The sequence below is a fragment of the Pseudoduganella buxea genome, assembly GCF_009720835.1.
GTDB classification, from domain to species: domain Bacteria; phylum Pseudomonadota; class Gammaproteobacteria; order Burkholderiales; family Burkholderiaceae_D; genus Rugamonas; species Rugamonas buxea.
In genome coordinates this window covers 14,693-31,889 of record NZ_WNKZ01000075.1, presented here as the reverse complement: position 1 = coordinate 31,889, position 17,197 = coordinate 14,693, and the positions used below count along the sequence as shown (strand labels likewise).

Below are 17,197 nucleotides of genomic sequence, written 5' to 3'. Positions count from 1 at the left end.
GATTACATCGAGATGTTCTACAATCCGAAGCGCCGGCACAGCTTCAGCAATGACTTGTCGCCGGTCGAGTATGAAAAGCAGTATTTCAAGCGGCTCGCGAGTGTCTAGGAAACTCGTGGCGATTCAAGCCAGCAGGCATGAAGCCAGACGGCACAATGGACACCGATCAAGAAGGCGCATGGCATGTCTTTGATCCATAGATCAAGAAGGAAGTTTTCCAAGGCAGCTGTTTCCGTATGTTTATATTCCATATTCAATTATTTCAATCAAGACATAGCGAAAGCGAATACAACCATGGACGATCAAAAGAACTCGGGGCCGATATCAACAGGCTCTACATATTGGCTTAGCAAGTTCGAGAGATCTCAGCTGACGGATAAAGCAAACCGTGGTGATAAGGACGCAGCATTTCGACTTGCGCAATATTACGCGTTTTCAGAGTTTGATAACGAAAAGGAGCAGCATTGGCTCGAACGCTCGGCACGTGCTGGCCATACTGCCGCACAATACAATTTATCTTTCTTATTGTTCTACAAAGAAAACCCAGACATACATGGCGCCTTATACTGGGCAGAAATGGCGAAGAAAAATGGAGATACCAAAGCACAAGTGCTGATCGATGAAATTTGCGCAACTTTAAGATGAGACTATACTGGATTCCGGCTCCGTGGGTTACGGATAAGAAAGAAATTGTTTAAGGCTATGTCGATACCGAAAAAATTCCTTATCCGATAAGCGGAAAGATTAGGAACGTTCCCGACACCCCCCATTGAGAACAGAAAAACTTGAGACGATACAAGAATACGACACCGGGCCGCGCTTCGACACTTTTGAGGGGCGCAGCCGGTAAGGCTGGCGCGATGGCGCAAGCGGCGCAGCAAGCGGCTAGCGCCTTGCAGCCGCTGCAAAAAGGCGGTGCGTATGCATTACTGGCGTTGATTAAACAAGAGGCCCTGGTCGACGTTGCGGACAAAGCTGTTGGACGGGGTGACGGTTTTGAATGCGTACGGCACGGCAATGGCCGGAAAACCCGGCACTACCGTCGCGTCGGCCCTCGGCTTGTCCGGATCGCTGAAACGCATCAGCGCTGTAGTCCTGCCCTCGTTCCTGAAAAAAACAATCGTAAGCAACTTGCAGGGCAGCAACGCATCACGTCCATAAACCATGACAAAAAATTTACTCGTCATTATTTTGATTGGCGTTTTTATGGACGAAGCGCGTACTGAACCGATGTTCCAGTCAAGTTCTCCTTCTGTGCTTTCCCAGAACGCAAGCTCGGCTTGCGCGCGCTGCCGGCAGCGCGGCAACAAGGCGAAGGAGCCGTCCATGCGTGAAGCTGCGTTGCTGGCCGGTGCGCTGATCGCGTGCCCGGCGGGGATGGCCTGGCTGGCCCTGTCGATGGAAGTGCACTGGTCCCAGGTGCGGGGCGGCGTGCCGACGCCGGCCGTCGCGCGGCGCCTGCGCCTGCTGGGCGCCGCCAGCCTAGCCGCGGCGCTGGTGCTTTGCCTGCAAGCGGACCATCCGACGATGGCCGTGCTGGTGTGACTCATGGCGCTGGCCGCCGCCGCGCTGGGCGTGGCGCTGGCCTTGAGCTGGCGCCCGCGCCTTCTGGGGGTGCTGGCGTACCCGTAGGGACCGGGTCAGTCCCTACGGGTACGACCCAGTCCCAATCCCTGGCTCTGGCATTGCACTAGAACGCCACGCGCGCGCCGAAGTTGACCCGCCGCCCGACATCCTCCAAGGTCAGGAACTGGCTCTCGTTACTGGCGTACTCGCGCATGCGCTTGTTGCCCAGGTTGATGCCGTCGGCATACAGCGCAATCGCCTGGGTGACGTTGTAGCGCAGGCTGGCGTCGAGCTGGCCGTAGGCGGCGCGGTTGCGGGGCAAGGTGCTGCCGCCGCCGCAGTCGACGGAGAAGTGGTTGCGCCAGTTGTAGCTGGCCCGCGCGTGGAACTTGCTGTTCTCGTAGAACAGCGAGGCGTTGTAAGACTGCTTCGACAGGCCGGGGTACCCACACTCCAGGGTGCCGGTATCGCCTTCGCGGCTGGCACTGGCATCGACAAAGGTGTAGTTGGCCATCACGCCGAAGCCCCGCAGCCACGGCACGGCCGTGTCGAACAGGTATTGGCCCGCCAGTTCCAGGCCCTTGATCCTGCCCGACTGGCCGTTGCGCACGCGCGAGTCGTGCACCACCTCGTCGTATTGCGGCAGGCGGATATCTTCCAGCCGCGTCTCCAGGAAGTCGGCGACTTTTTTGTAGAACACGGCGGCGCTGACATAGCTGGTCTTCGACAGATACCATTCGTACGACAGGTCCAGGTTCTTCGACTGCATCGGCTTCAGGTAGGGATTCCCGCCGCCCGTCTGCACGTCGCCGAAGCGCCCGCCGTACCAGTTGTCCACGCCCATCTGGCTCAAGGTCGGACGCGTCTCCGTTTTCGATGCGCCCAGGCGCAGCAGCATGTCCTTCGTCACGTCGAATTTGATATTTGCCGACGGCAGGAAGCTGTTGTAGCTGTTGTCCACCGTGGTGGCGGCGGACGGTCCATAGGTCAGGATATACGTGGTGTCGTTCGGGCTCTTTACTGCCGACAGCAGCACGCGGCTGATGCCCGTCGATTGGGATTTGACGTGCACGGCGCGAATGCCCGCGCTGGCCGACCAGCGCTCGCCCTCCCAGCGTGTGTCGACAAAGACGCTCGATACCTTTTCCTTCACGCCCCAGGTGGATGCGGGCCGCGAATAATCGATTGCCATCGGGCCGTTCGGGTAGCGCGACAGGTCCGAATACAGGGCCGGATCGTTCGATTGCGCCAGCATCGACGGCTGGTTCAGGTAAGCCATGTACGCATACGGGTCGAAGCGCAGGTAATGCGACGGCGCCTGCGCGCCGAAATAGCCGTCCAGCGGCGTGACGGTAAACAGCGACGACGGCAGCGCCACGTGATAACCGCTGAAGGCATTCCACGAATCGCTTTCCCATTCCGTGCGCCCGACCCGCCGCTGCGAATAGCCAATGCCGGCATCGATGCCCCGGAAGGCACCCAGCTCGTGGTTCCACGCCAGGTTCAGGCGCCCTTCGTGCAGCTTGTCGCTGTTGCGCACGTCGCCGTTCGACACGGCGTGGGCCTTTACCGCATTCGGGTCGGCGATATTGTCGCCAAACACGAGCGACGGCATCGCGCCGAATGTGAGCGTATCGCCGTTGCGGGGCACCATGCCCGCCACCACCCACATGTCCGGCGTCTTCGACGTCGTTCGGGAGGTGGAGACATCGCCTTCCAGTTTCCAGTCCGGCGCCAGCTGCCATTTCGAATTGAAGCCGAAGGCTTTCGTCACCGACAGCCGGTCGCCGCCCTTGACGATCATGTCGTTCGAATTGGCCTCGCCCAGCAGCTTCCCCGGCCCCGCCAGCGCCGGGTTGTTCGCATAGAAGCTGGCGCCCGGGCGCAGGAAACTCGTGATCTGGTTGTTGCCGTCGTATTTGACGCCCAGCTGGACGGGATTATTCCAGTCGCTGAAAGTGATCACGGCATTGCGCTGGTCCAGCCGCGAATACAGGGCGTCGGCCGTCATCTTCCAGCCGGGGCTGGGATTGAACTGGACGGTCAAATTGCCGACCAGGCGCTCGCGGCTTTCGTTCTCCTGCTGGTAGCCGAAGCTTTGCGGGATATACAGCTTGCGCGTGGTGACGTCGGCCATCGTCAGGCCGCGCGAATTCAGGTCGCCCTCGATCATCGACACATCGCGGTAATTCCACGCATCCGTGATGGACTTGTTCTGCTTCGAGCTGCGGTCGGTATACGACACCGACGCGGTGACGCCGAAGCTGCGCTCGGCATTGGCGAACGAATACATGCCGGCCGCATTGGGCGTGTAGTCCTTCGAATTGGAATCCCACGACGACGACACATTGATCACCGACGAATGTCCCACCTTGCCGGACAGGGGCCGTGCCGTCTGGATATCCACCGTCGAACCGATGCCGCCCTCGGGCAGGAAGGCCTGCGACGTCTTGTACACCAGCGCCTTCGAAATCAGGTCGGACGACAGCAGGTCGAAGGAAAATTCGCGCCCGCCCGTGTCGCTCGTCAGGGTGCGGCCGTTGACCAGCACATTATTGAATTCCGGACCCAGCCCCCGCACGGAAATATAACGGCCCTCGCCGTTATTGCGCTGGATCTGCACACCCGTCACCCGCTGCAGGGATTCGGCGATATTCGTGTCCGGGAATTTGCCGGCATCCTCGGCCGACACGGCATCGACGACGCCATCCTGCATGCGCTTGGTCGTCAACGAGGAACTGAGCGAGGCGCGGATGCCGCTGACCACCACTTTGGCGGCGGGGTCGATGACGGGATCGACGACGGTCTGGGCGGAAGCTGCGCCGGCGACGAGCATTTCAGCGATCAGCGTGGCCAGCATGGTACGGGGGAAGCGTGGGAAATGCATGTGATGTGTCTCCTCTGTCTTGGTTTTATGAAGTGCGGAGTTTCAACTGCGTGCATCGCATGCAGTCGTCGTACAACGACTGCATCGGGAAATCCTACGCCTCGTACCAGAATGGCAATCTATTACTTATTTGTGGATTGCTATACGAAATCGATATATGAACGTCGAGACGGGAACGGACGCGACAGGCCAGCCGTCCGAAATGCGAGGTGGCATCCGCTCCCCTTATGCATGAGGTAGCGCAGCAGCCGGCACCCAATTGCGCCGGCACAAACGACATGGCAGATGTGACGCCTACCCTGAGAGTCCAAATGTCGACGGAGTAAACAAATGGACACGAACAGGACTGCTGATGACCAAATCATCTTCGAAGATACGATCAAGGCCCTGGAAGCGCAAATCGCCAACGTCGGCGCCCATCTGACGATCGACTCTTCCGCCCGACTTGCGTACGCCCGAGAAATCAAGCGCATGGCAGAGAAATTGCGCGCCGATGCCGTTGCGAACCGCATTACGTGGGCAAGCGCAGCTCAACAGGCGCAAGAAACCCGGAATGTCGTGATGGAGGTAATTCGCTCCCGAAGCACGCCGGTGGGCAGGGCAATGGCACAGCGCATCAAGTCCGAGGGACTTTCGTTGAACCTGTTGATTGCACGTCAAACGAGGAAGATGTTCGGTGAATCGGCGAATTTTTCCCGCTTGACCAGCTCTAAACAAAACGCAGTGTATGCGGAGATCGTGTCCTCAGCCGGCAGATCGAACCCCAATATCACACGTGCCATGAGCAGAATTTCTTATGCCGGCCGGGGGCTGCTATTCTTGTCGATGGGGCTTTCAGTCTATTCCGTCGCGACCTCGACCAACAAACCGCTGGCTATCAGAAGGGAGCTTGCTGCAAACGGTGCTGGCATTGCCGGCGGAATTGCCGGTGGAGCGCTGGCGGGCCTTGCGTGTGGGCCGGGTGCTCCTGTCTGCGTCACAGTCGGGGCGTTTGTCGGTGGCGCAATGGCCGCATTCGGTACAAGCTATATCTGGTAACCCCATGCGACTGAGCCCATTCCCGGCGACTTCACTCCAGTTGACCAGGTCGTTGTCGGCAGATGAATTACCTCGCAGCGAAATTTGGATGGCAGGAAAGCCCACAGGAAAGGCTGTCATCGGTGCCGTATTGGAGACGGCGCTGAAATGGCAAGATTTTCTGCTGCTGCTGGTAACCGACGACATCCTGCACGAAGACACTTTACGCATCTATCTCCTCGACAGCCAGTTGCATATCGTGGACTGGGCCACCATTGGCGCCATGTACGCGACCGGGGCCCTTTCGCAATTGGACTTGTCCGCAGAGGATGAAATCAGCTTTCATTTCATGGGGGATACCGTCTGGACGCTGACGCTGTTTCCATCCAAGAGGTTGGCGTCATCGACGTTCCCTGCACCGCGTGGCGTGCGCCGTCCATGGACCTTGTTCCGTCATTTCAATCTAACAGGCCGGCCGTCGCGGGAGAAGTCAAACGCTACTCCAGCCGGCTGATACCGGGCGTCATGCCGGACGCCAGTCATCGATGCGAAGATCAGTTTTCAGACGCGAAAGGGAGGCCTGATGAATAAGGCGTGGTTCGTCATTCTGCTATGCCCGCTCGAGGCAGCAGCCAATGCGCGCAGTTACACGATGAACCGCGATGGCTTTGTATAGAAGATGCGACACCCGGAGAAGATGCCGCCGCACCATTACATCGAGCGGCAAAAGGCATACACCTACCTCGACGGTGTACGGCACAGCGCCGAGGGCCGGCTGGGGTGTGACGCGCAGGTCTTGGACACACCGGACCTGGCGTATCAAATCGCAGCTCGACTACCGGATTACCGTCAGCAGAACGAATGAAAAACGCTTCGCAATTCATTCTGAAGCAACTACAACAACGTTATCCATGTGGGAAAAGGAGAGCAGCACCATGAAATTAGACAGCATCAATACTTTAGGATAAACTTTCCCGAAACCAATTTTTTGAGACCTCCTGACAACGGGCACGAGCCACGGAGCTGCCTTCGCACCCTGGACCATGCCTGCCTGGCGGCCATTTCGTCGATTCGGTCAGCTCCGAACCTATCCCTGATCTTATCGCGTACGCCGCTCCGCCAACCCGGCGCACGAAAAAACCTGACGCATCCGAATTAATTTTTTCTCTCGAGCTTCCATTCAACATGCAAAAAAACACCGATAAAAAACAGCAAGCCAATCCTAGCTCCCCGGATGGTGCGCCAAACGATTCAAAACAATCCAGCTGGTTTGAAAATAAGATAGAAAAGTACAAGGAATATTTTCATCCGGATGAGCTGGCCAACTTGCAGCCAATGCGACGCACCGCGATTTTTATTCTACCAAGCATAATCCACTTTTTACAAAGCGCGTTTTGCGGTTTCATACTCGCGTGGATCGCTTTGGGCACACAAAAATTACGTGACACGAAGTTTCTTACTCTTGCGCTGGATTTCGGTGATTCATTTTTGCACCATTACAGCACATTTCCTCTCGCATTATTTTATCTGACATTGATCGCATCCTTGCTGGCGCTTGTGACGAATGATGAAGTGAGCTTCTTGCTACGAAAGGTTTTGGCTGAACCGTTGGAAAGTTTCATTTTCCACACATCGTCGTTGAGCTTCGGAGCGCTGATAGTGGGCTACTGGTCGAATCATTTTCCCAGCTTTGGAATGCCGCCTTGGGTGATCTTTTCCTTCATATTTTTCGCTTCCATTCTGCTTTCAGCAATTGTCAGGGCAATACCGGGCGTGATGCTCGAAAGGCGAAAAGCCAGCGGCAAACTCATGAGTCGAGTTGCAGCCGCAGGTTTAACCTTAATTTCCATCGTCGTCCTCGTTTTGACAACTGTGCTGCTCAGCAAAATGGGTTCTTGAGTCGCCATCCGGCAAGCCCTCAGCATAGACAATGAAATAGCATTTCGCGATTTGGTCCCGATGCCATGATTACTGCGGTCGAGAACCGAAAGCGGGGCAGCCCTCCCATTGCAGCAGCTGCGGTCATGATATGGATGGGGAGAATCATAAAGGAACACCGGACTGCTTTTATTGGACCAGACCATTCCGGAAAGAGAGGCAGCGTTTGGCAAGATTTTTTCGGCACGGATTCTTAAGAGGAAAACGATGATACGTAAGCTCGAACACGCACTCGTTACCGCCGATGACATTATTCCTGGCGACGTGATCCTTTGCTATTCTCCCGATATGCGCGAGGCCCGTTCTGGGCGCGAATCTGGCTACTCCCATGCAGCCATCTGCTGCGAGAGGGGCTCTATCCTCGAGTCGTCAGGGGGCGGCGTAAGGCTGACGAATGCAGCCGCATTACTCGACGAGTATGGCCACGTCGCGGTTTTGAGGAATACAAAAGCATGGGATGGCAACCGACTGTCCCTGTTAAGTAAATTCGCCGACGCCTCGTTGGGAAAGCAATTTAACTTGTCTGGACTCAAGGAATATGACGCGCAACGTGAAGAGGCGCTGTCTACCCAACTGCGGCGAATAAAGGGGTATTTTGATAACGATGAGGCACCGGAAGCTCGTCCATCATCCAGGCTCTTCTGCTCTGAACTGGTCGTCTCGGCCTTTATTGAAACCGGGGTTATCGGCAAATCGGCTGCCCCTGCGTTCCGCCCCTGCACATTCCTTCCTCAGGATATCGCCATTGATCTGATCTTCGGATTTTTCATCGGATATATATTACCTTATCCGGGCTACCGCATTCCGGAGGACGACCTCTTCATTAATTATGCGCTGGATGAAAATTTTATGAAATCCGTATAGATATCATCTTTGAGAAAAGATCTGGCTTTCTATCTCGAGAGTCGCTCTGGATGGTCTAGGAAGAGGGTCGCAAGGAACATGAGTTTGCAAGGACGCGTTGCTCCACCGTCCCGGGTGGGCCTTCTCAGGAACCCAAGCAGGCGCCAGTAGGAACGACCCCAGAACTGTACAAGCATGAAAAAGCAGCCGTTGACGGTATCGGAACCCGTTCCGGCGTAGTGTCATTCTTCCGCATACGCCAGCTCGGCAGCGTGGTCAGTGGCGGGCACATCGACCTGATCACTTCTTCCACGAGACGCTTCCAGGAATGCGCGCGCAGCTGCGATTTCAGCTCGATGGAGATCTGGTTCTAGCCCATCAAATAGCCGCTCAATCCAGCCGCTTCAACCGCTGCCCATAAATCCCCCACTTGCAATCGACATCGTCGCTGCGCCCGCACAGGGCCCAGCCGGTGCCGATCTTTTCCACCGTGACGGGTCCGCCGATCTCGGCGGCCAGCTTGTCGGCCCACATGCCGGCGGCGCCCTTGCCCTTGAACAGCTCCTTGCCTTCGTAGATGACGGTGGCGTCGAACACGGGCATTGCAAATACGGTCATGGCTTCCTCTGCGTCGAAAATCAAAGCGCCATCCTATCATCCGGCACGTCGCCCCCGGGGCCATGCCTTGGCGATAGTCTTCGATAGTTTTCCAGGATGAAATTTCGGCTACCATCGCTACCCCTTATTGCCCAGCCAGGAGCTTTCGATGATGTCCGTTCGCCGCCCCCTTCTTCTGCTTGCCCTGTGCACGGCCTTTGCCGGCCCTGCGGGCGCCTCGGGGTTCGCGCCCCAGGAGGCCGGGCAGGCCGGTTGCGTCAGCGCGGAGACGTGCATCGCGGCGCTGCTGGCGCAGGCCGGCAGCGGCGACCATGTGAAGGAACTGGCGCTGATGACGCGCATGACGCAGCTGCGGCCCAAGGACGCACCGCCGGCGACGGCACAGGAAGTGCGTCCGTACAGCGAAGCGACCGGTGTCGACGATGCCGGCACGGCGCTCGTCGGCGTGCTGCAGAAACCGCAGGCCATCCACTCTTGGCTGCCCGAAAACCGGCGCGCGCTGGCGCTGGCTTACCTGAAGAACCGGCAACCGGCCGACGCAGCGAAGGTGCTGCGCCAGTCGCTCGCCCAGATGCCGTCCTACGGGCCGTACTGGCTGGACCTGGGCCGCGCCCTGGCGGCGCAGGACAACGTGCCGGACGCCACGGCGGCCCTCGTGCTGGCCTACCAGTGGGCACAGCGGCCGGCCACGTTGCGCTCCACCTACGAGGCCGCCGCCCAGGGGCACGGCGCCATGGCCCCAGTGTTCCGCGCCGCGCTCGATGCGATCGATGCGAACGCCGCAGCGAAGGCCGGCGTCCTGAAGGGCCTGCCCCCGCTGGCGCGGCCCACTCCCGGCACGAAACCGCTGCGCGCCACGGTGGACCTGGCGACCTGCGACAAGCCCGTATGGCCCCGCGCATCGCTGCGCTATGAAGAAACCGGCACCATCACCTTGGCCTACTTCATTACCGCCGATGGGCGCATCGCCTACGCCGACGTGGGCACGTCCAGCGGCCATGCCGACCTGGACCATGCTGCCCTGCTGGGCCTGGCGGAATGCCGCTTCACGCCGGCCAACGTCGACGGCAAGCCGGTCGATGCGTGGCTGCAGCTGCAGTACGTCTGGACACTCGAGTAAGCCAACGACAAGCCACGACAGCCCGCAGCGGGCGGGGGCTCGCCGCCGTCCCCGCCGACAATCCTTCCGCCCTCCCCTCGCGTCTACCGCACTTCCGCGTCCCCGTCAAAGCCTCTTCCGGCAGAGCTGCGTGCTTTACAACACCGCATCAATACCGGTTGTCGCACAAGTGCAATTGGTCAATACTTGCCTGGCTTGCATTGCATTATTTACATGCCGGCATCGCAACAATGCCGCCCGGACGGCGGCCGCTTCCAAGGACGTATCCGAAAGACGACACACCAGCATAACAACCACGAAGTGTAGAGAACCCAAGACGCGAAAGGACACCGCATGAGTATCAAGTTTTCGACCCCGTCCCACCAGGACGGGCGCAAGGAGCCGCGCAACCCGCGTGGCCCCGGTGCCAGAACCACCCTCGCCCTGTGTATCGCCCTGGGCTGGGCAGCCATCCTGCCCCATGCCGGCGCGGCCCAGACCGCCGCTCCCGTGACGACACAGGCTGCCGCCGCCTTCTGGCAGAGCGTGGCCGTGCCGACGGACTCGCTGGTGGTCGGCGGGGGCGCAAAAAAACTCTCCGTCAAGCCTCGCAAGTTCCACGCTGCCACCCTCGACAAGTCCGGCATGAAGTCGCTGGCGGCCGGCGCGCCCCAGGAGCGGGGCGACGGCGCCGTCACGGGCCAGCAGACCATCTCGCTGCCCCACCCGGACGGCGGCTACCAGCGCTTCGTCATTGTCGATTCGCCCGTGATGGAAGCGGGCCTGGCGGCGAAACACCCGAACATCAAGACCTACAAGGGCCGCGGCGTGGACGATCCGAACGCCACGCTGCGCATGGACATCACCCCGCTGGGCCTGCACGCCTCGGTACGCTCGTCGCAGGGCAGCTGGTATGTGGACCCCTACTACCACCTCGATGACAGCGTGTACGCCAGCTACCATCGGCGCGACCTGCCGAACCAGCACGGTCCCCTGCTGGAAAGAGACCTGGCCGAAGCGCAGCTGAGCCTGACGCGCGGCTTCTACCATGCCGGCGACAAGCTCGAGGTACGCGGGGCCGGCTTCACGCCCGGCGCCAGCGTTACGCTGGTCGTGCGCGCCGAAGGCGATGCGGCGCCGCTGCAGACCGTTGTCGCCACGGCCGGCCAGGACGGCGCCGTGCGCGCCACGCTGCCGGCCGACAAGGGCGGCAATCCAGGCGCCTACCAGGTCACGGCCAGCGACGGCGAACGCACCAGCGAGGCCACCTTCCACGTCGTCAGCGACGCCACCAGCGTCGATGCGGCCACGGGCAACCAGCTGCGCACCTACCGCCTGGCCCTCGTCACCGACCCGTCGTATGCGAACTACTTCGGCGGTTCGGCCAACGTCACGGCGGCCAAGGTCACCCTGATCAACCGCGTCACGCAGATCTACGAAGACGAAACCTCGATCCGCCTCGTGCTGATCGACGCCACCGACGCGCTGAACCTGGACACGGATGCGCAGATGACGGGCGCGAACGGCCCCTGCGGCGCCACGGCCTGCTACACGCCGAGCCAGGCCGAAGGCTGCAGCAGCAGCCTGCTCAGCCGCAACCGCATCGTCACGGGCCTGCTGGCCGGCGCCGGCAACTTCGATGTCGGCCACATCGCCCTGGGCCTGAACGGCGGCGGCATCGCCAGCCTGGGCGTGGTGGGCGCGAACGGCAAGGCGCAGGGTTGCACGGGCGTGCCGACGCCCGTGGGCGACTACTTCGCCGTCGACTATGTGGCCCACGAACTGGGCCACCAGTTCTCCGGCAACCACACCTTCAACGGCACCAACGGCAGCTGCACGGGCGGCAACCGCAATCCGGATACGTCCGTCGAACCGGGCAGCGGCTCGTCGATCATGGCCTATGCCGGCATCTGCGGTCCGGACAACCTGCAACCGCACAGCGATCCCTACTGGTCGCAGCGCAGCTTCGACGAAATCGTCGCCTACACGTCCGGCGCCGAAACGAGCGTCAACGAAGTGCAGGCGGCGGCGCTGCGCGGTTTCAGCAGCAACGGCGCCCAGTTCCAGGTGCGCTGGAACGGCAAGCTGTCGGCACCGATCGTGCGGGGCACCAACTACACCGTGTCGGCCGTGCGCAATGCCATCCGCGCCATCGAAGGCTGGCCGAACGGCGGCGTCGTCACCATCAGCGCCCTGTCCGACGGCGGCTTCACGGCCACCTTCGGCGGCACCCTGGCTGGCGTCGACGTGGCTCCGCTCGAGATCGTCAACGGCTCGGCCGGCGTCAGCGGCTTCGTCGGCGAAGTGGCCGTGGGCGGCCTGACCAAGCGTGGCGGCAGCATCAGCGCCACCGGCAACGCGGCCCCCGTCGTGACGGTGGCACCGGGCTACACCATCCCGCTGCGCACGCCGTTCGCGCTGACCGGCACGGCCGTCGATGCCGACGGCGACGCGCTCACCTACCTGTGGGAGCAGAACGACATCGGCGGCGACGACGGTACCGCCCTGCTCAGCAACGGCAAGGTCAACGGCCCCCTGTTCCGCCAGTTCGGCGTGCGCGCCGTCGTCAGCAGCGCCGACTCGATCAAGTACGGCTCGCCCGGCGAGAACCACACGACCGGCGTGCCGACCCGCGTGTTCCCCGACCTGCCGCAGCTGCTCATCAACAACACCAACGCCGAAACGGGCGCCTGCCCGACGCCGGCCGCCACGCCGACCGCCGCCCAGATCGACTGCTACTCGGAATACCTGCCGACGGCCAGCTACCGCGGCGCGGGCGACAACGCCAATCCGGCCGCGCTGAACTTCAAGCTGACGGCGCGCGACGGCCAGGGCGGCGTCAACAGCGCCAGCACGAAACTGACCCTGGCGCAGAACGCCGGTCCCTTCCTCGTCACGTCGCATAACAGCGCCGCGACCGTGGAGGGCGGCTCGACCCAGACCGTCACGTGGAGCGTGGCCAACACCAACGTGGCACCGGTGAGCACGGCCAACGTGCGCATCGTGCTGTCCGTCGATGGCGGCAAGACCTATCCCCATGTGCTGGCGGCCAGCACGCCGAACACGGGCAGCAAGGCGGTGACGTTGCCGGCGCTGGCCACCGACGCGGCACGCATCAAGGTCGAAGCGCTGGGCAACGTGTTCTTCGACGTGTCCAATGCGGACCTGCGCATCCGCGTGACGGGTGACGTCGACGGCGACGGCAGCATCGGCTGCGCCGACGTCGCGCTGGTCAAGGCGTCGCTCGGCAAGCGCACCGGCCAGGTCGGCTTCGACGCCCGCGCCGACGTCAATGCCGATGGTGTCGTCGACGTGCGCGACGTGGCCAGCGTGTCGCGCAGCCTGCCCGCCGGCAGCGCCTGCAACTGACGCGCCGTCCCTGGCATGACGCCTTCCTCCGCCGGATCGCTCCGGCGGACCATCAATTACCCGCGCGGCAGGGCCGCGCGGGGCAAAGGAGAAAACCGTGAATAGTTGGCAAACCTGGAAAAACCGCCTGGTCGTTGCAACCCTGCTGGGCGCCGCCGCGTGCGCGGCCCAAGCCGAAACCGTGGTGTCGATCGACGCCTCGCCCAATCCGGCCATCGTCGGCTCCACCGTCGACCTGTCGGTGCTGATCGACGACGCCAGCGACCTGTATGCCTACCAGTTCTCGCTGTCGTACGATCCGGCCGTGCTGCGCGCCACCGCCGTCACCGAAGGGGCCTTCCTGGGCACCGGCGGCGCCACCTACGGCGGCTACGACGTGATCGACAACGGCGCCGGCAAGGTGTCGTTCGTCTTCAACACGCTGCTCGGCCCGACGGCGGGCGTGAGCGGCAGCGGCGCGCTGGCCCATATCCGCTTCGACGTGATCGGCTACGGCACCACGCCGCTGGCCTTCAGCGACGGCATCTTCCTCGACTCGAACCTGGCCGATGTCGCCGTGACCTACACCGCCGCGCCGCTGGCGGCCGTGCCGGAACCGGGCACCTGGCTGATGCTGGGCGTGGGCCTGGCCGGCCTGGCCACCTTGCGCCGCCGCGCGGCCTGAACGGGCAGCTTGCAGGCGTCACGGCCCCGCGCATGCGGGGCCGTTTTTTTCGTGGCGACCGCGCGCGCGAAATCCATTGCCAAATTCAATGAAAGCAACCGCCGTTACGTGCTAAGGTCACACATCCATCCCTTCACCGCCACGCCGGCAGCCGGCGCGCATGCAAGTGACCCGCGGTGAAGCGAGGCAGCAGGCAGACTAGCTCACACAGCACGCAGTAGACATCAGCAGCACCGCAGTCAACACCGCAGTCAACACCGCAGGCACGCCAACGGAATTCGTCAACGACTCTCGCGAGGCCAGGATGAACGACGACCAGCGCCACGACCAACATACATCGCTTGCCGTGGCCGCGGCACTCGATATCGATATCCTGTGGGGGCCCGTCAAGGCCTGGCGGCATATGCGCATGCGCGAGGTGCCGCGCCATGTCGCACTGCGCGTGCTGTCGCGGGAAGGGCCGCGCCGGGCCGGCGACCCCCAGCATCCGGCCCTCGGCGACGACCGCGTACGCAAATCCATTCCCCAGCTGTCGGCCCGCAGTCCCGCCGTAAGGGCGCATGCCGGCTGTGTCCGCAGCAACAGCGAGCTGGCCACCATCATCGACCAGGCCCTGGTGCTGCTGGGCCGGCATGACCGGCACTATGCCGAGGAATTCCTGCGCATGCATTGCGTGGGCACGGCAACCATCATGCGCGTGCTGTACGACCCCACCCGCCGTCGCGCCGGGGCGCGCTCGCAGCGGACCGACCAGGCATCGGAGATGGTCACCTGAGGTTACCTGACGGATTCCGCGGCGAATCAGGACTTGGCGCCTTCGCGCCGGGCGCCGTCGCTCATGGCACCGAGCTCGTGTTCCTGCTCGCGCTCCCGTGCCGGCACGCCGAACCACGGCGTCGGGCAGCCGCGGCCGGCCCGGGCACTGCCGTCGCCCATGATCACGCGGCGCACGGTGGCCGCGTTCACGCCATGGTTTTCCAGGTAATGCGCCGCGTAGCGCCAGCCGTGCGTGCAGGCCACCGCCACGGCATGGTCGATGATGCGGGCCAAAGCCATGTCCGAGCGCCGGTTCAATGCTGGTTCCATCGTACCTCCCAGTTTGCATGGGCCGCGCCGTTGCTGAAGCGGGTGGCGGGCCACGGTCCAGACTAACATGGCCTTCAACGCATGAGCGATTGGAAATACCTACGGTGCCGGCGCGGTACAATCGCCCTCTTTCACCGCCGCCGCCGTTCGATGCCGCACACTCTCGCCGCCCCCTGCTCCTTTGAGCTGATCATCAAGAAAAGCCGCTTCATCTGCTGCGTCCAGCCGATGACGGACCGGCCCGCCGCCCAGGCCGTCGTGGCGCAGCTGAAGGCCGGGCATCCTGGCGCGGCCCATGTGTGCTGGGCGCTGCTGGCCGGCGGCCAGTCCGCCGCCGTCGATGACGGCGAACCGGGCGGCACGGCGGGCCGCCCCATGCTGGACGTACTGCGCCACCAGGACCTGGAAGGCGTGCTGGCCACGGTGGTGCGCTATTTCGGCGGCATCAAGCTTGGAGCGGGCGGACTCGTGCGCGCCTATACGGACAGCGTAGCCCAGGCCCTGCTGAAAGCCGAGCGCATCGCCATCGTCAAGGCACTGACCTTGCGCTGCGCCGTGCCGTATGCACTGGAAGGCCTGCTGCGGCGCGAGCTGGACGGGGCCGGGGCCCAGCTGGACGAAGTGAGCCACGGCGACGACGTGCGCATCGCCTTCACCTTGCCCGTGACGGCCGCGCAGGCGCTGACGACGCGGCTGAACGAAGCGGGCAACGGCCGGATCGTGTGGCTGGGCGAGCCCGGCGACTGAAGGCTTCATCCGGCGCTGGGCGCCAGGACCGGCCGGGGCCTGCCGAGCCACGTGGCGCGATGCCACAGGGCTTCGAGCGGCCCCTGCCGGTGGTGCCGCAACCACCAGGCGGACAGCGCGCCTTGCGCCAGCGCCAGCGTGATGCCGAGCAGCAGGCAGACCGTGGCACCCGTCACCTGGTACAGGCCGAGGCCGAAGCCGTAATACAAGCTCGTGCCCACCAGCGACTGCACCACGTAGCTCGTCAGGCTCATCCGTCCGAGCGGCGCCAGGTGGCCCAGCCACCGGGCCGGCGCTCCGGCCAGGAACAGCCGCGCAAACGACGCCACCAGCACCACCATCAACGCCAGGTTCGACCAGGATTGGACGATCACGTCCACGGGCCGGCGCAGGCCTTCGGCGGCGATCCACCCGCCCAGGTTGGCGCGCACCAGGTACAGCACCACGAAGGCCGCCACGGCCAGCGGCAGCGCGCGGCGCCAGAACCGCCGGCTGGCATCGCTGACGGCGAACAGCTCGCGCCGCGCCGCCACCATGCCCACCATGAACAGCGCGGGGATCTGGAACAGGCGGCCGTTTTCGAAGCTCCACAGGATGACGCCCGTCTTGCCGTTGACAAGGTTGCCGGCGAAGACTTCCCACAGCGAGCCGTGCGCCAGGTACGCCGTGCTGCGGCCGAAATACGCCCACGAAGCGGGGTCGGGCAAGGTGACGGCGGGCGCCGGCAGGGCCTCGACGATGGCGACCAGCGCGGCCGGCTGCAGCAGCAGCAACGCCGCGATGGCCAGCACGGCGCCGTCGCGCAAGCGTGCCACCGGCAGCAGAGAGAAGGCCAGTACGGCATACAGCGACAGGATGTCGCCCTGGTAGAACAGCGAATTGACGAAGCCGAAGCCCAGCAGCAACACCATGCGCCAGGCAAAGCGGCCCCGGAACGCCTCGCCGCGCGCGGCCCGCGCGCCGAACTGCAGGTGGAAGGTCACGCCGAACAGCAGCGCGAAGATGGCATATGACTTGCCGCCGAACAGGAAGAACAAGGTGTCCCACACGCCCCGGTCCATGCTGGTCAGCCAGGCCGGCTGGCCGTCGGGCCGGTGCATCAGGTCGAAGTGCTCGATATTGTGCAGCAGCATGATCGACGCGATGGCAAAGCCGCGCAGGGCATCCACCAAGGTCAGCCGGCCTCGTTGTTGGTCCATGACGTCTCCAGGTTATTGTTGTCTGAAAACGTTATCACAAAACGGATGCGAGGTCAGCAGATCTTGGTGGCGCCCATGTTGTCCAGCTTAAGTTTCGGCTCAGCATGCCTTAACGGAATCTTACCGCCGCCCTTGCTACGGTGGCGGCTGGCGGGATGCAAGTT

17 protein-coding genes are annotated in these 17,197 nt (G+C 62.5%); 12 read left to right on the top strand and 5 right to left on the bottom strand.

Annotated elements, in window-relative coordinates; translation table 11 throughout:
• A partial coding sequence (locus GM672_RS21065; protein WP_155472497.1) for an IS3 family transposase occupies window positions 1-108 on the top strand: 108 nt, incomplete at its 5' end.
• A 186-nt stretch (window positions 109-294) separates the two neighbouring features.
• The gene (locus GM672_RS21060; RefSeq protein ID WP_155472496.1) at window positions 295-645 is read left to right on the top strand and encodes a tetratricopeptide repeat protein; all 351 of its coding nucleotides are present in this window, start codon (window positions 295-297) and stop codon (window positions 643-645) included.
• A gap of 281 nt (window positions 646-926) precedes the next feature.
• On the opposite strand, the gene GM672_RS21055 is transcribed toward GM672_RS21060, so the two are convergent.
• Window positions 927-1,328, bottom strand: a complete 402-nt coding sequence (locus tag GM672_RS21055; protein WP_155472495.1) for a hypothetical protein — start codon at window positions 1,326-1,328, stop codon at window positions 927-929.
• On the opposite strand from GM672_RS21055, the gene GM672_RS21050 reads away from it, so the two are divergent.
• Window positions 1,327-1,545, top strand: coding sequence for a DUF3325 family protein (locus GM672_RS21050; protein ID WP_155472494.1), 219 nt, complete (start codon window positions 1,327-1,329; stop codon window positions 1,543-1,545). The genes GM672_RS21055 and GM672_RS21050 overlap by 2 nt on opposite strands.
• A 145-nt stretch (window positions 1,546-1,690) precedes the next feature.
• Here the strand turns inward: GM672_RS21050 and GM672_RS21045 are convergent, their stop codons facing one another.
• Complete coding sequence (locus GM672_RS21045) at window positions 1,691-4,453, bottom strand: TonB-dependent receptor (RefSeq protein WP_155472493.1); 2,763 nt, start codon at window positions 4,451-4,453, stop codon at window positions 1,691-1,693.
• A gap of 330 nt (window positions 4,454-4,783) precedes the next feature.
• Here GM672_RS21045 and GM672_RS21040 point away from each other — a divergent pair, with 330 nt between their 5' ends.
• From GM672_RS21040 to GM672_RS21025, 4 genes are all read left to right on the top strand, one after another.
• Window positions 4,784-5,491 carry a hypothetical protein gene (locus GM672_RS21040; RefSeq protein ID WP_155472492.1) on the top strand — a complete coding sequence of 236 codons (708 nt, stop codon included), beginning with the start codon at window positions 4,784-4,786 and terminating at the stop codon, window positions 5,489-5,491.
• 4 nt (window positions 5,492-5,495) lie between these two features.
• Window positions 5,496-5,984: a hypothetical protein gene (locus GM672_RS21035; protein ID WP_155472491.1), complete on the top strand. Its 489-nt coding sequence runs from the start codon at window positions 5,496-5,498 to the stop codon at window positions 5,982-5,984.
• Between the two features lie 671 nt (window positions 5,985-6,655).
• Window positions 6,656-7,369 (top strand): hypothetical protein, encoded by a 714-nt coding sequence (locus GM672_RS21030; protein ID WP_155472490.1) that lies wholly within the window; start codon window positions 6,656-6,658, stop codon window positions 7,367-7,369.
• A gap of 171 nt (window positions 7,370-7,540) precedes the next feature.
• Window positions 7,541-8,272, top strand: coding sequence for a C40 family peptidase (locus GM672_RS21025; protein ID WP_155472489.1), 732 nt, complete (start codon window positions 7,541-7,543; stop codon window positions 8,270-8,272).
• A gap of 369 nt (window positions 8,273-8,641) precedes the next feature.
• On the opposite strand, the gene GM672_RS21020 is transcribed toward GM672_RS21025, so the two are convergent.
• The gene (locus tag GM672_RS21020) at window positions 8,642-8,869 is read right to left on the bottom strand and encodes a hypothetical protein (RefSeq protein ID WP_155472488.1); all 228 of its coding nucleotides are present in this window, start codon (window positions 8,867-8,869) and stop codon (window positions 8,642-8,644) included.
• Window positions 8,870-9,017: 148 nt separating this feature from the next.
• On the opposite strand from GM672_RS21020, the gene GM672_RS29300 reads away from it, so the two are divergent.
• The 4 genes from GM672_RS29300 (at window position 9,018) to GM672_RS21000 (ending at window position 14,776) form a co-directional block, all read left to right on the top strand.
• Window positions 9,018-9,989 (top strand): energy transducer TonB, encoded by a 972-nt coding sequence (locus GM672_RS29300; RefSeq protein ID WP_229417855.1) that lies wholly within the window; start codon window positions 9,018-9,020, stop codon window positions 9,987-9,989.
• A gap of 333 nt (window positions 9,990-10,322) precedes the next feature.
• Complete coding sequence (locus GM672_RS21010) at window positions 10,323-13,337, top strand: M12 family metallo-peptidase (protein ID WP_211517402.1); 3,015 nt, start codon at window positions 10,323-10,325, stop codon at window positions 13,335-13,337.
• A gap of 97 nt (window positions 13,338-13,434) precedes the next feature.
• Window positions 13,435-14,001 carry a cohesin domain-containing protein gene (locus GM672_RS21005; protein ID WP_155472487.1) on the top strand — a complete coding sequence of 189 codons (567 nt, stop codon included), beginning with the start codon at window positions 13,435-13,437 and terminating at the stop codon, window positions 13,999-14,001.
• A gap of 304 nt (window positions 14,002-14,305) precedes the next feature.
• Window positions 14,306-14,776 carry a hypothetical protein gene (locus tag GM672_RS21000; protein ID WP_155472486.1) on the top strand — a complete coding sequence of 157 codons (471 nt, stop codon included), beginning with the start codon at window positions 14,306-14,308 and terminating at the stop codon, window positions 14,774-14,776.
• Window positions 14,777-14,802: 26 nt separating this feature from the next.
• Here GM672_RS21000 and GM672_RS20995 read toward each other — a convergent pair whose 3' ends face one another.
• Window positions 14,803-15,087 (bottom strand): hypothetical protein, encoded by a 285-nt coding sequence (locus tag GM672_RS20995; protein WP_155472485.1) that lies wholly within the window; start codon window positions 15,085-15,087, stop codon window positions 14,803-14,805.
• Window positions 15,088-15,237: 150 nt separating this feature from the next.
• On the opposite strand from GM672_RS20995, the gene GM672_RS20990 reads away from it, so the two are divergent.
• Window positions 15,238-15,834 (top strand): IMPACT family protein, encoded by a 597-nt coding sequence (locus GM672_RS20990; RefSeq protein ID WP_155472484.1) that lies wholly within the window; start codon window positions 15,238-15,240, stop codon window positions 15,832-15,834.
• 5 nt (window positions 15,835-15,839) lie between these two features.
• Here the strand turns inward: GM672_RS20990 and GM672_RS20985 are convergent, their stop codons facing one another.
• Complete coding sequence (locus tag GM672_RS20985; RefSeq protein ID WP_155472483.1) at window positions 15,840-17,033, bottom strand: DUF418 domain-containing protein; 1,194 nt, start codon at window positions 17,031-17,033, stop codon at window positions 15,840-15,842.
• Window positions 17,034-17,197: the final 164 nt, after the last annotated feature.

Bases quoted from the DNA above. Each gene is read 5' to 3' on its own strand.
- GM672_RS21060 (WP_155472496.1), top strand. From the start codon at position 295: ATGGACGATCAAAAGAACTCGGGGCCGATATCAACAGGCTCTACATAT.
- GM672_RS21050 (WP_155472494.1), top strand. From the start codon at position 1,327: ATGCGTGAAGCTGCGTTGCTGGCCGGTGCGCTGATCGCGTGCCCGGCG.
- GM672_RS21055 (WP_155472495.1), bottom strand. From the start codon at position 1,328: ATGGACGGCTCCTTCGCCTTGTTGCCGCGCTGCCGGCAGCGCGCGCAA.
- GM672_RS21045 (WP_155472493.1), bottom strand. From the start codon at position 4,453: ATGCATTTCCCACGCTTCCCCCGTACCATGCTGGCCACGCTGATCGCT.
- GM672_RS21040 (WP_155472492.1), top strand. From the start codon at position 4,784: ATGGACACGAACAGGACTGCTGATGACCAAATCATCTTCGAAGATACG.
- GM672_RS21035 (WP_155472491.1), top strand. From the start codon at position 5,496: ATGCGACTGAGCCCATTCCCGGCGACTTCACTCCAGTTGACCAGGTCG.
- GM672_RS21030 (WP_155472490.1), top strand. From the start codon at position 6,656: ATGCAAAAAAACACCGATAAAAAACAGCAAGCCAATCCTAGCTCCCCG.
- GM672_RS21020 (WP_155472488.1), bottom strand. From the start codon at position 8,869: ATGACCGTATTTGCAATGCCCGTGTTCGACGCCACCGTCATCTACGAA.
- GM672_RS29300 (WP_229417855.1), top strand. From the start codon at position 9,018: ATGATGTCCGTTCGCCGCCCCCTTCTTCTGCTTGCCCTGTGCACGGCC.
- GM672_RS21010 (WP_211517402.1), top strand. From the start codon at position 10,323: ATGAGTATCAAGTTTTCGACCCCGTCCCACCAGGACGGGCGCAAGGAG.
- GM672_RS21000 (WP_155472486.1), top strand. From the start codon at position 14,306: ATGAACGACGACCAGCGCCACGACCAACATACATCGCTTGCCGTGGCC.
- GM672_RS20995 (WP_155472485.1), bottom strand. From the start codon at position 15,087: ATGGAACCAGCATTGAACCGGCGCTCGGACATGGCTTTGGCCCGCATC.
- GM672_RS20990 (WP_155472484.1), top strand. From the start codon at position 15,238: ATGCCGCACACTCTCGCCGCCCCCTGCTCCTTTGAGCTGATCATCAAG.
- GM672_RS20985 (WP_155472483.1), bottom strand. From the start codon at position 17,033: ATGGACCAACAACGAGGCCGGCTGACCTTGGTGGATGCCCTGCGCGGC.